This window comes from Nocardia sp. NPDC060220, assembly GCF_042727815.1.
In the GTDB taxonomy this organism is placed as follows: Bacteria; Actinomycetota; Actinomycetes; order Mycobacteriales; family Mycobacteriaceae; genus Nocardia.
The window spans coordinates 1-11,912 of record NZ_JBHWZY010000110.1; the positions used below are offsets into that span (position 1 = coordinate 1).

Genomic DNA, 11,912 nt, shown 5'->3' on the forward strand with positions numbered 1-11,912 from the left:
CAGGTCGACGGCACTGTGACACACGCTGGTTCGGTATTCGATGCGGCCGTGCTGCGGGCGGCGCTGGCCACCGAACTACCCGGCTACCTGGTGCCCGCCGTGGTCCTCGAGCTGGACGCGTTGCCGGTCAACACCTCCGGCAAACTCGACCGTGGCGCACTGCCGCGCCCGGAGATCCGCCAGGCGACCTATCGGGCGCCGATCACCGAGACCGAGCAGCTCGTCGCAGGCGCCTTCGCCCGGGTACTCGGACTGGACCGCATCGGCATGGACGACAACTTCTTCGACCTCGGCGGCAACTCCCTCACCGCGGTCCAGCTGTCGTCTCGACTGAGCGAAGCACTGGGCAGCCCGGTGCCGGTGGCGTGGTTCTTCACCGACCCCACGCCGGCGGTCGTCGTGGAACGGCTACGCGCCGAAGATGATTCGAGCGATGACGCGTTCGCGGTCCTGCTCCCGCTGCGCGCCGGCGGCACCGGCGCGCCGCTGTTCTGCATCCACCCCGTCGGCGGTGTGTCCTGGTCGTTCGCCGGACTGACCCGTCACCTCGACCCGCAGCGCCCGATCTACGGGTTGCAGTCGCCTGCCCTCACCGCCGACGAACCGCTGCCCGCCACGATCGAGGACTGGGCGCGCCGCTACATCGCCGCCATCCGCGAGGTGCAGCCGGAAGGGCCGTACCACCTGCTCGGCTGGTCGCTGGGCGGGCTGCTGGCCCACGCCGTCGCCACCGGCCTGCAAGCCGACGGCGAACAGGTGGCACAGCTGGCCATGATGGACAGCTGGCTCGGCGACGGACCGCAACAGACTGCGATGCCCACCGTCGGCGACCTGCTCGGCGGGCTCGCCGGTGACGATCTCGCGTTCGACACCGACGGTCTCGCCGCCGCGGCCGCGGGCATCGGCGGACCACTGGTGGCACTCGATCGCGACCGCATCGCCCGCATCATCGACGCCGCCACGGCCTCGATGCGGATGGTCGACGAATACCGGCCACGTCGCTTCGACGGCGACCTCGTCTACTTCGCCGCCACCGTCGACGATCCCAGCGGATCGCGTGGCGCGGCGAGTTGGGCCACCGCCGTCGACGGCACGGTCCACCGGCACGCCATCCCCGCCACGCACTGGGCGATGGCGGGCGAAGCGGCGCTGGCCCGGATCGCGGATGTCCTCGACGGGAGCGGATCCGAGACGCGCGGGCTCGCCGGAGAGGACCCGGCGACGAGGGCCGATGCGCGGGCGGGGGCGATGGGCGCATAGAATCGCGGAGCCGGCCGTCGTGCCTGCGGCCTGCACAATGAGGCATTACGCGCACGTCGCCAGGTCCCGTTCGAGAGTTTGAGGAACCATGCCAGCACAGCCGTCCGGTGGGATCGGGTGACGAGGTCCGAGCACATCGAGTCGCAGACCGAGTCCGACGAAGACACTGTTATCGAGGATCGGGTGACGAAACCGAAGTTGACCGAGTCGAATACCGAATCCGCTGACGATGTCTCCACCGGGGGAGTGCGCCGCACCGTGCTGCCCGGTGGCCTTCGTGTGGTCACCGAGCACGTGCCCGGCGTGCGCTCGGCCTCCATCGGAGTGTGGGTAGGCGTCGGTTCGCGCGACGAGGGCCCCACCGTGGCCGGCGCCGCGCACTTCCTCGAACACCTGCTGTTCAAGGCGACGCCCACACGCACCGCCCTCGACATCGCGCAATCCATGGACGCGGTCGGCGGCGAGCTCAACGCGTTCACCGCCAAGGAACAGACCTGCTACTACGCCCACGTCATCGACGAGGACCTGCCGCTCGCCGTGGACCTCGTCTCCGATGTGGTGCTCAACGGTCTGTGCCGCGCGATCGACGTCGACGTGGAGCGCCAGGTGGTCCTGGAAGAGATCGCGATGCGCGACGACGACCCCGAAGACCTGGTCGCCGACTCCTTCCTCACCGCCATGTTCGGCGACCACCCGATCGGGCGCCCGGTGATCGGCAGCGTCGAATCCATCGAGAACATGCAGGCTGCCCAGCTGCGCGGCTTCCATCAGCGCCGCTACCGGCCCGATCGCATGGTCGTCGCGGTGGCGGGCAACGTGGAGCACGAACGCGTGGTGGAACTGGTGCACCGCGCGTTCGGACCACACCTGGACACCACCGCCGAGCCCGCGCCGCGCCGCGAAGGGAAGTTCCGCGCGCAGGGCGCACCCGGCCTGATCAGGATCAACCGCGACAGTGAACAGACCCACCTCGCCTTCGGGGTGCGGGCGTTCGGCAGGCACGAAGGCCAACAGCGCTGGCCACTGTCGATCCTCAACACCATCGTCGGCGGCGGCCTGAGTTCGCGCCTGTTCCAGCGCATCCGGGAAGAACGCGGCCTGGCGTACTCGGTGTACTCGAGCGTCGACACCTTCGCCGACACCGGCGCGTTCTCGGTCTCGCTCGGCTGCCAGCCCGAAAACCTCGGCCAGGTCGCGACATTGGCACGTGGCGTGCTCGACGAGGTCGCCGCCAACGGCGTCACCGATGCCGAATGCGCCAGGGCCAAGGGCTCTTTGCGCGGCGGGCTGGTCTTGGGCCTCGAGGACTCGGCCTCCCGGATGAACCGCATCGGCCGCAGCGAACTCAGCTACGGCAACCATCGCAGCGTCTCGGCGACCCTGGCTCGCATCGACGCCGTCACCACCGACGAGGTCAGCGAGATCGCCCGCACCTTGCTCGCCCGCCCCTACGGTGCGGCGGTGTCGGGCCCGTATCAGCGCACCCGCGATCTGCCCGCCTCGGTCCGAAAGCTCGTCGAGCGCTGAGCAATTCGGCACCGGGGTCATCCGGGCCGCGCGTGAACGGTGGTGCCGATGATCGGTGGTGAGCGGTGTCGCGCCACCCCGGGTGGAAGCACCCCGGTCGCCTGCGGCCATCTGTCCGAGTCGGGCTCTGGCCGGTACGCCGTCACTGCCGGGCGGCGCGGTGGCGACAGCCGCGGAACGCTGGAAACACGTAGGGCCGGTCGGGCGATCAGCGCAAGGACTGCTCGTCGCGGTGTGTGGCATCCGCATCCACGCGGTTGGCGGCGTCGACGATCGAGGGGAGCAGGCCGGGCAGCGCGTGCTCTACGGCGTCGGTGCGCAGTTCCTGGAAGGTCTGGCCGTCGATGGTGAGCCGTTCGATCAGGCCCGCTTCGCGCAGGATCTTGAAGTGGTGGGTCGCGGTGGATTTGTTGATCGCGTCGTAGAGCGCCGCGCAGCGGACGGGGGCGGCGGCATTGCTCAGGCGACGGACCATCTCCAGGCGGACGGGGTCGTGAAGGGCGCCGAGGACGGTGGGGAGCGCGGCGACGGGTATGGTCGGCGCCGGGGTGAGATCTTTAGCCTGTGTCATGAGTTACCTCACTCGGGGGTTTGATAGTCATCATACTCGGCGTAGCCTGATCATCGTTCGATGGTTATCAAACTCTGCTGATGGGGGCTGCTGTGGCAGCGACAACGATGGCGCCGGTCGAGGCCGGGCAGCGCTGGGCGTACGGGCTCGTCCTGGCCGCGAGCGCGGTGGCGCTCGGGGTTTCCGGGGCGCCCGCTCCGCTCTACGGGATCTACGAGACCGAGTGGCATCTGTCCCCGCTGACCACGACCCTGGTCTTCGCCGTCTATGCCTTCGCGGCGCTCGGCGCGGTGCTGGTCTCCGGCCGGATCTCCGATGTGGTCGGCCGCAAGCCGGTGATGATCGGCGCCTTCGCCACCATGATCCTCGGGCTGGGCGTCTTCCTGCTCGCCGATTCGGTGCCGATGTTGTTGCTGGCCAGGGCATTACACGGGGCGGCCGTCGGCGCCACCGTCGTCGCGGGCGCGGCGGCGCTGCTGGATCTGCGGCCCGAGCGTGGTGCTCGGTCCGGGCAGCTCAGCGGCGTCGCGTTCAACGTCGGCATCGCGATCGCGGTGCTCGGCACCGCGGTGCTCGCGCAGTACGCGCCGTCGCCGTTGCGCACGCCGTATGTGGTGATCACCGTCATCTGTGTGGCCGCGGGGGCCGGCATTCTCGCCCTTCGTGAACCGCACACCACCCGGGTGAAGGCACGCATCACCATCGCGAAACCGTCCGTCCCGCACGAGATCAGGTCCGACTTCTGGTTCTCCGCGATCGGCGTGATGGCCGCCTGGTCGGTGCTGGGTGTCCTGCTGTCGCTGTATCCGTCGCTGGCCGCGGCCGAAACCGGCGTGCACAATCTGGTGTTCGGTGGTGTCGTCGTCGCGAGCACCGCGCTGGCGGGCGCGTTGGCGCAGTTGCTGGCCACCCGTGTGCCGGCCCGTCGCGCCGCGATGATCGGTGACCTCGGCATGGCGGCCGCACTACTCGCCACTATTCCGGCGCTGGCCACGAAAGAGCCCGCGGTAGTGGTCCTCGCCGGTCTGGTGCTCGGCGGCACCTTCGGTCTCGGTTTCGGTGGGTCGCTGCGGCACCTGTCCGAGGTCGTTCCGCCGCATCGCCGTGGCGAGACCATGTCGGCCTTCTACCTGCTGGCCTATTCGGCGATGGCCTTGCCGACCCTGGCGGCGGGCTGGGCCGCGACGACCTGGGGACTCACGACGGTATTCCCCTGGTTCATCGTGGGCGTCTCGGTGGCGTGTGTCGGCGCCGCGCTGCTGGGTCTGCGCGGGACCCGCGCGGCCGCGAAGCTCGGGTAATCGCAAACAGGCCGGTCCCAGTGGGGACCGGCCTGAACGACTATTCGGGCCAACCGCCGTACGGAACGGTGATCAGTTCCAGGAAGTGGCCGTTGGGGTCGAGGAAATAGACACCGCGACCACCATCGTTGTGATTGATCTCGTTGACCCCGTGTTGCTGGGGGTCGGCCCAATGGTCCAGCTTGTAGCGCTGGATCTTGGCGTAGGCCGCGTCGAACTCGGCCTCGCTGACCAGGAACGCGTAGTGCTGCGGCTGGATCTCGGAAACGAAGGGCGGGACCTCGGCGAAATCGAAGGCCGCACCGTGATCGAGGGCGATCGGAATGAACGGCCCCCACTCTTTTCCTACGTCCAACCCGAGGATGTCCGCCCAGAACTCGGCGGTCTCCCGATTATCGCGGCATCCGACAATGGTGTGATTGAACTGCACTGACAGGGGATTTCTCCTTGTTCGTGATGGCGCCGACCCTGGGCACGGTACGAGGCGGCCGACAGGAGCACCATCACCGAGATCGAGGTTAGCGACAGATCCCGGAACCTGTAAAGGGCACTCGCGGTAGCGTCGCGAGCATGAAGATTCGTGGAGCCGTTCTGGAACGGATCGCCGATCCGGCGCCGTTCGCCGATTCGCAGCCCATCACGGTGTGTGACCTGGAACTGGCCGAACCGGGTCGGGGCGAATTGCTGGTGCGCATCGAAGCGGCCGGCCTGTGCCATTCGGATCTGTCTGTGGTGGACGGCAATCGGGTGCGCCCGGTGCCCATGCTGCTCGGCCACGAAGCCGCAGGCATCGTCGAATCGGTGGGCGCCGGTGTCACCGATGTGGCCCCTGGACAGCGGGTCGTGATGACGTTCCTGCCGCGCTGCGGCGACTGCGCGGGCTGTGCGAGCAACGGGCGCACGCCGTGCGGGCCGGGCAGTGTGGCCAACAACGCGGGCGAATTGCTCGGCGGCGGTCGACGGCTCACCCGGAACGGCGAGGTGGTGCAGCACCATCTCGGCGTCTCCGGCTTCGCCACGCACGCGGTGGTGGACCGGCGCTCGGTCGTCCCGGTCGACCACGACGTGCCGCCCGAGGTGGCGGCGGTGCTCGGCTGCGCGGTGCTCACCGGCGGCGGCGCACTGCTCAACGCCGCGAAACCCGGTGCGGGCGACCGGATCATGGTGGTCGGGCTCGGCGGTGTCGGGATGGCGGCGGTGCTCGTCGCGGTGTCGCTCGGTCTCGGCGAGGTGATCGCCGTCGACACGGTTCCCGAAAAGCTGGCGCTCGCCCGCGAATTCGGTGCGACCGCGGCCTGCACGCCGGGCGAGGTCGCCGAGCAGGGCGTGCAGGCCGACGTGGTGATCGAAGCGGCGGGCAACGTCCGCGCGTTCGAAACCGCCGTCACCGCAACAGCACCCGGTGGCGTCACCGTGACGGTCGGCCTGCCCGCCCCGACCGCCACGGCCACCATCTCGCCACTGGCGCTGGTGGCGCAGGGCCGCACCATCATCGGCAGCTACCTCGGCTCCGCTGTTCCCGACCGTGACATCCCCGAATACGTGCGGCGGTGGCGCGAGGGCAAGCTGCCGCTGGAACGGCTCGTCTCGGCCCGCATCGGACTCGACCAGGTGAACCAGGCGATGGACGATCTCGCGGCGGGCGCGGCGCTACGACAGGTGATCGTCTTCGACTGACGGCTCGGCCGGCCCGATGGTGTGAGGTCGGCGCCGCGGCCCCACGGGCTGCTCGATAGGCTTCGACGAGCAAGCTGAGTCGAGGACGAGGAGATGCGGTGACCATTCGGGTCGGAGTGCTCGGAGCACGCGGCAAGGTCGGGCAGGCGATCTGCGCGGCGGTGGAGGCGGCGCCCGATCTGGAGCTGGTGGCGCAGGTCGACAAGGGTGACGCGCTCGAGACGTTCACCGAGGCGGGCACCCAGGTGGTCGTCGATTTCACCCACCCCGATGTGGTGATGGGCAACCTGAAGTTCCTGATCGAGAACGGCATCCACGCCGTCGTCGGCACCACCGGCTTCGACGAGGCCCGCCTCGCCGAGGTACGCGGGCAGCTGGCGCAGCGGCCCGAGGTGGGCGTGCTGATCGCGCCGAACTTCGCCATCGGCGCCGTGCTGTCGATGCGATTCGCCGAGCAGGCGGCGCGGTTCTTCGACTCCGTCGAGGTCATCGAGTTGCACCACCCGAACAAGGCCGACGCCCCCTCGGGCACCGCCTACCGCACCGCCGCGGTGATCGCCGCGGCCCGCGCCGAGGCCGGGGTCGGGATCAGCCCCGACGCCACCACCACCGAACTCGAGGGTGCCCGCGGCGCCGATGTCGACGGTGTGCGAGTGCATTCGGTGCGTCTGGCCGGGCTCGTCGCCCACCAGGAGGTGCTGTTCGGCACCCAGGGCGAGACCCTGACCATTCGCCACGACTCCATCGACCGGTCCTCGTTCGCCCCGGGCGTGCTGCTCGGGGTGCGCGAGATCGCCGGACGGCCGGGTCTGACCGTCGGGCTCGACCCGTTCCTGGATCTGTGAGCGACTCCGACGCGCAGCGACCCGATCGGCAGGTCCTGAAAACCGTTGCGGTCGTGGTGTTCCTGGTCATCGCGCTGCTGTTCTACTTCGTCCGGCTCGGCGGGCTCGCCATCGCCTACATCGCCGACGGCGGGTTCGCGGGTATCGCGATCGGCATCGGCATGCTGCTGCTGCCCGTCGTCGGTCTCTGGATCCTGTGGGCGACCTTGAGCGCGGCGTTCGCGCATCAACGGCTGGCCCGGCGTATCCACGAGGAAGGACTGGAGGTCGACACCTCGCAACTGCCGCGCCGACCCTCCGGCCGGATCGAACGCGACGCGGCCGACGCCCTGTTCGCGCAGATCAAGACCGAGTGGGAAGCCGACCCGGACAACTGGCGCTCCTCCTACCGGCTGGCCCGCGCCTACGACTACGCCGGCGACCGGGGCCGCGCCCGCGACACCATGCGCCGCGCGGTGGCACTGGAAAAACTGGAACGCGACCCAGGAGAGTAGCGAGCCCATGGCCCGGTTGCTGATCATCCATCACACCCCGTCGCCGCACACCCAGGCGATGTTCGAAGCGGTCCTCGCCGGGGCGAGCGACCCCGAGATCGAGGGGGTCGAGGTGGTGCGCCGGGCCGCGCTGGCGGTGACCGCCGTCGATGTGCTCGACGCCGACGGCTACCTGCTCGGCACCCCGGCCAATCTCGGCTACATGAGCGGCGCGCTCAAACACGCCTTCGACACCATCTACTACCCCTGCCTCGACTCGACCGGTGGGCGCCCCTACGGCCTCTACCTGCACGGCAACGAAGGCACCGAAGGTGCTGAGAGCAGCGTGGAGCGGATCACCACCGGGCTGGGCTGGCAGCGCGCCGCCGAGGCGGTCGTGGTCTCGGGACCGCCGAGCAAGGCCGATCTGGAGAAATGCTGGGAACTCGGCGCGACCATCGCCGCTGGTCTGATGGAATAGCTGATCGGGACAGCGGGTCCGCCCCGAATTTTGGTGGGCTGACACGCGGGCTCGGGATGCGGTAGAACTCGACCGACGTGTTGCGGGCTGGCCGCGGTGGTGTTCGAGGATGGGGAGTGGTCGGGTGAGCGAGTTGGCGCAGACGCGCACGGTGCGGCGGGTCGGTCTGGTGGAGGACCACGAGTCCGTGGCGATCGGACTGGCGGCCATGCTCGGCCCCGAACCCGACCTGGAACTGGTGGCGGTGGCGGAGTCCGTCGCCGGGCTGCTCGCCGAGACCACCGATCTCGACCTCGTCGTCCTCGATCTGCGCCTGCCCGACGGCTCGACGCCCGAGGACAATGTCACCGCGCTGCGCGAACGCGACATCGAGGTGCTGGTGTTCACCGGCGCCGACAACGCCTTCCTGGTCCGCTCCGCCGCCAAAGCGGGCGTGCTCGGGGTGCTGCGCAAGTCCGAGAGCGTGGCGACCGTGGTCGAGGCGGTGCGCCGGGCCGCGTCGGGGGAGCAGGTGGTGACCACCGACTGGGCCGCCGCCATCGACGGCGATCCGAAGCTCTCCGACGTCGGGCTCAGCCCGCGTCAGGAGGAAGTGCTGATGCTGTACGCCTCGGGGGAGAAGGCCTCGCGGGTGGCCCGGCTGACCGGTCTGTCGGAACAGACCGTCAACGACTACCTGGGCCGCATCCGGCAGAAGTACGCCGACGCGGGCCGACCCGCGCCCACCAAGACCGATCTGTACAAACGGGCCGTCGAGGACGGATGGCTGCCCGTGCCGGAAAGGCAGCAGCGCACGTGACCGATCTCGCGGTCGCGACGGCGCCCGCACCGGTCGGCGATGTCGACTTCTCGCGCGCGGCGACCGAACAGATCCTGCGCAGGCTCGGGCTGGTGATCGGGACCGGCGCCACGATCGTGATGGTGCTGGAACTGCCCGCGGTGCTGGTGCAGCCGATCAATCATTCGGTGTGGCCGGAACTGCATCTGGTGTCGGCGTATCTGATGTTCGGTGTACTGGCGATCGTGTCGGCGCGCGGCACCGCCGCGGCGATCCGGCGCACCGCCGCCGCGGCCGCCGTGTGTTACCTCGCGGCCACCGTGGCGACGCCGCTGGTGTATCCGGTGGTGCACGTCGGTTCGTTCGCCTCGTGGCCTTATCGAGGGCTCGCTGTCGGCGTGCTGGCCGCGGGTCTGGCGTGGCCGCGACGTGGTGCGGCCGCGTTCGCAGCCCTGCTCGCGGTGACGACCAGTGTGTCGAATGCCCTTGTGGTGCCCGACAGTTCGATGGGGGCGTTGTTCGGCGACATCACCAGGGCGCTCGGTGTAGCCGCGCTGTTCCTGTGGTGTGTGGTGTATGCGCGTGCCGCCGCCGAACGGGTCGATCGGGAAGCGGTCCGGCAGCGCAGCCGGGCGGCGGCGGTCGCGGCGACCTCGGCCAGAGAACGCGAGGGCGCGCGTTTCGCGGCGCTCATCCACGACGCGGTGCTGTCGACGCTGCTGGAGGCCTCGCGGGCGCAGCAGTCCTCGCCGGTGCTGCGCAACCAGGCCGCGCGCACCCTCGAACAGCTCGAGCTGTCGCGGACCGCGCCCGAGATCGACCACCTCGACGCCGCCGCGGCGATCGAATTCCTGCGCGAGGCGGTGCGCGAGGTGGAATCCGAGGTCCCGGTGCAGGTGTCCTCGCGGCGCGCGGCCGATCTGTGCCTGCCGATCGAGGCCGCGCAGGTGCTGGGGGCCGCGCTCTCGGAGGCGGTGCGCAACAGCGTGCGTCATGCCGACGTCCCCGGTCGGACGGTGCGGCGCGGTGTGTCGGTCACCATCGCGACCGGCGGCATCCGGGTGGTGCTGTCCGATGACGGCGCCGGGTTCGACCCGGCGCGGGTGTCGGCCGATCGGATGGGGATCGCGGGCAGCATCCTGGGCCGGATGCGGGCGCTCGCCGGTGGCGCGGCGTTCGTGGAATCGGCGCCGGGCGCGGGAACCGTGGTGACGCTGGTGTGGGGTAGCTGATGGTCGATCGGGATCTGCCGTTCGCGATGCGCGATCTGTTCGGCCTCAGCGACGGTACGGCGTGGCTGTTCGTGGTGATCTTCGAAGCCACCATCGTGATGTACCTGCGGGTGAATTTCGATATCGCCCCGCCGGCGGCCGCGGCCGCCGCGCTGGTGCTGATGGCCGTGGCCGCGCTGGTGGTGCTGGTGTTCCCGGTGGACCCGCTGCCGTGGCCCGCCACGATCTACGTGGCGTGTGCCGGACCTGCGGCGATGGCGCTCACCGTGCCGTGGCTCGAGAGCTCGTCGGGGTTCGCCCACCAGCTGTGGACCGCCTATCCGACGTCGTATCTGCTGGCGATGCTGGTGCTGCGCGGGCGGATCGTGTCGGCCTGGCTCGGCGTGGCGGCCGCCGCGACGGTGCTGGTGACGATGGGTGTGTTCACGAGTTGGCACCCCGAAACCGTGGTGCGCGCGCTGACGCCGGTCGCCACTGTCGGCGCGGTGACGGTGTTCATGTCGATCGTGCGGCCCACCCAGCGTTCGCTGCGGGAACTGCGCAGCGAGGCCAATCGACGCGCGGCGACCGAGGCCGCGCTGGCCGCGGCCACTGCCGAGCGTGATCGTCAGCTGGGAGCACTCGACCGGGTGGCCGGGCCCCTGCTCGCCCGCATCGCCGCCGGGATCGAGCTCACCGACACCGAACGCGAACAGTGCAGGCTGCTCGAAGCCGAACTGCGCGACGGTCTCCGGGCGCCGCAGCTGGTCACCGATCGGCTCAGCGCCGCCGCTCGGGGGGCGCGATCGCGCGGCGTCGAGGTCACCCTGCTCGACGACGGCGGCTTTCTCGGGGTCCCGGAATGGGTGCGCCACCACGTGATCGAGGCCGCGGTCGACGAACTCGACATGGCGGGAGCGGGCTCGGTGACCGTGCGCGTGCTGCCGGTCGGCAGACGCTGGGTGGCGACCGTGCTGGCCGCCGCGCCGGGCGGGGATCGGCGGACCGAGATCGACACCGCGGGTGAGGTCCGGGTCTCCACCTGAGCGCCGAAAACCTGTCGGACCCCTGTGTCAGGCTGAGCGAATGCAGCGGATGAATGCGGCGCAGGCCCGTCGAACGGCGCTGGCCGCGCAGGGCTTCGGCAAGCGAAGGCCCACCAACCCGAAGCGTCGGGCCGTGCTCGATGTGGTCGCCAGAACCCGTCTGCTGCAAATAGATTCGGTCTCGGCTGTGGTCCGCGCGCACTACGCGCCGGTGTTCAGCCGGATCGGCCCCTACGATCGCGGCCTGCTCGACGGCGCCGCCTGGAGCGACAGCGCGAAGGCGCGACGGGGGCTGGTGGAGTACTGGGCGCACGAGGCGGCGCTGATCCCGGTCGCCGACTGGCCGCTGATGCGCTGGCGGATGCGCGAGTACCGGCACGGGCGCTGGTCGGGGATGCGCACGATCGTCGAACGAAATCCCACGCTGGGCAAGGACATTCTCGATGTCGTGACCGAGGTGGGCGCGGCGAGCGCCGGGGAGATCGAACGTCATCTGGAACTGGACAAGCCCCGGCCGAAGGGGACCTGGTGGAACCTGAGCGACACGAAGATGATCTGCGAGCAGCTCTTCGCCGCCGGTGAGCTGTCCACCGCCCGCCGGGTCGGGTTCACCCGGCATTACGACCTCACCGAACGGGTCGTCCCGGCCGATGTACGCGACCGGGAGATCGCCGAGGACGACGCCGCGCGCGAGCTGATCCGCCGGTCCAGCCGGGCCCTCGGGATCGGCACCGAGGCCGAC

13 protein-coding genes are annotated in these 11,912 nt (G+C 70.0%); 11 read left to right on the forward strand and 2 right to left on the reverse strand.

Annotated elements, in window-relative coordinates; translation table 11 throughout:
• Positions 1 to 1,260, forward strand: a 1,260-nt coding sequence (locus ACFWF3_RS08410) for a thioesterase domain-containing protein (RefSeq protein ID WP_379313046.1), incomplete at its 5' end; no start/stop codon positions are given.
• Between the two features lie 198 nt (positions 1,261 to 1,458).
• Positions 1,459 to 2,787, forward strand: coding sequence for a M16 family metallopeptidase (locus tag ACFWF3_RS08415; RefSeq protein WP_379313053.1), 1,329 nt, complete (start codon positions 1,459 to 1,461; stop codon positions 2,785 to 2,787).
• A gap of 208 nt (positions 2,788 to 2,995) precedes the next feature.
• Here ACFWF3_RS08415 and ACFWF3_RS08420 read toward each other — a convergent pair whose 3' ends face one another.
• Positions 2,996 to 3,358 (reverse strand): ArsR/SmtB family transcription factor, encoded by a 363-nt coding sequence (locus ACFWF3_RS08420; protein WP_378992362.1) that lies wholly within the window; start codon positions 3,356 to 3,358, stop codon positions 2,996 to 2,998.
• 80 nt (positions 3,359 to 3,438) lie between these two features.
• Between ACFWF3_RS08420 and ACFWF3_RS08425 the strand changes: the two genes are divergently transcribed.
• A complete protein-coding gene (locus ACFWF3_RS08425) occupies positions 3,439 to 4,659 on the forward strand; it encodes an MFS transporter (RefSeq protein ID WP_379313047.1) in 1,221 nt (406 codons plus the stop codon).
• 40 nt (positions 4,660 to 4,699) lie between these two features.
• Here the strand turns inward: ACFWF3_RS08425 and ACFWF3_RS08430 are convergent, their stop codons facing one another.
• A complete protein-coding gene (locus ACFWF3_RS08430; RefSeq protein WP_379313054.1) occupies positions 4,700 to 5,095 on the reverse strand; it encodes a VOC family protein in 396 nt (131 codons plus the stop codon).
• A 134-nt stretch (positions 5,096 to 5,229) separates the two neighbouring features.
• On the opposite strand from ACFWF3_RS08430, the gene ACFWF3_RS08435 reads away from it, so the two are divergent.
• From ACFWF3_RS08435 to ACFWF3_RS08470, 8 genes are all read left to right on the forward strand, one after another.
• Positions 5,230 to 6,336 (forward strand): zinc-binding dehydrogenase, encoded by a 1,107-nt coding sequence (locus ACFWF3_RS08435; RefSeq protein WP_379313049.1) that lies wholly within the window; start codon positions 5,230 to 5,232, stop codon positions 6,334 to 6,336.
• 98 nt (positions 6,337 to 6,434) lie between these two features.
• Positions 6,435 to 7,181, forward strand: a complete 747-nt coding sequence (gene dapB / locus ACFWF3_RS08440; protein ID WP_378761874.1) for a 4-hydroxy-tetrahydrodipicolinate reductase — start codon at positions 6,435 to 6,437, stop codon at positions 7,179 to 7,181.
• Entirely contained in the window at positions 7,178 to 7,675 is a 498-nt protein-coding gene (locus ACFWF3_RS08445; RefSeq protein WP_378655348.1) for a hypothetical protein, read from the forward strand. The genes dapB and ACFWF3_RS08445 overlap by 4 nt, the downstream gene beginning before the upstream one ends.
• 7 nt (positions 7,676 to 7,682) lie before the next feature.
• On the forward strand, positions 7,683 to 8,135 hold the full coding sequence (locus tag ACFWF3_RS08450; protein ID WP_378655351.1) for a flavodoxin family protein: 453 nt from the start codon (positions 7,683 to 7,685) through the stop codon (positions 8,133 to 8,135).
• Positions 8,136 to 8,244: 109 nt separating this feature from the next.
• The gene (locus tag ACFWF3_RS08455) at positions 8,245 to 8,934 is read left to right on the forward strand and encodes a response regulator (RefSeq protein ID WP_378626553.1); all 690 of its coding nucleotides are present in this window, start codon (positions 8,245 to 8,247) and stop codon (positions 8,932 to 8,934) included.
• The gene (locus tag ACFWF3_RS08460) at positions 8,931 to 10,145 is read left to right on the forward strand and encodes a sensor histidine kinase (protein WP_379313050.1); all 1,215 of its coding nucleotides are present in this window, start codon (positions 8,931 to 8,933) and stop codon (positions 10,143 to 10,145) included. The genes ACFWF3_RS08455 and ACFWF3_RS08460 overlap by 4 nt, the downstream gene beginning before the upstream one ends.
• Entirely contained in the window at positions 10,145 to 11,170 is a 1,026-nt protein-coding gene (locus ACFWF3_RS08465) for a hypothetical protein (RefSeq protein ID WP_379313051.1), read from the forward strand. Before ACFWF3_RS08460 ends, ACFWF3_RS08465 begins: the two co-directional genes overlap by 1 nt.
• Before the next feature lie 40 nt (positions 11,171 to 11,210).
• The coding region (locus tag ACFWF3_RS08470) for a DNA glycosylase AlkZ-like family protein (RefSeq protein ID WP_379313052.1) at positions 11,211 to 11,912 on the forward strand (702 nt) is incomplete at its 3' end.

Bases quoted from the DNA above. Each gene is read 5' to 3' on its own strand.
- ACFWF3_RS08420 (WP_378992362.1), bottom strand. From the start codon at position 3,358: ATGACACAGGCTAAAGATCTCACCCCGGCGCCGACCATACCCGTCGCC.
- ACFWF3_RS08425 (WP_379313047.1), top strand. From the start codon at position 3,439: ATGGGGGCTGCTGTGGCAGCGACAACGATGGCGCCGGTCGAGGCCGGG.
- ACFWF3_RS08435 (WP_379313049.1), top strand. From the start codon at position 5,230: ATGAAGATTCGTGGAGCCGTTCTGGAACGGATCGCCGATCCGGCGCCG.
- ACFWF3_RS08450 (WP_378655351.1), top strand. From the start codon at position 7,683: ATGGCCCGGTTGCTGATCATCCATCACACCCCGTCGCCGCACACCCAG.
- ACFWF3_RS08455 (WP_378626553.1), top strand. From the start codon at position 8,245: ATGGGGAGTGGTCGGGTGAGCGAGTTGGCGCAGACGCGCACGGTGCGG.
- ACFWF3_RS08465 (WP_379313051.1), top strand. From the start codon at position 10,145: ATGGTCGATCGGGATCTGCCGTTCGCGATGCGCGATCTGTTCGGCCTC.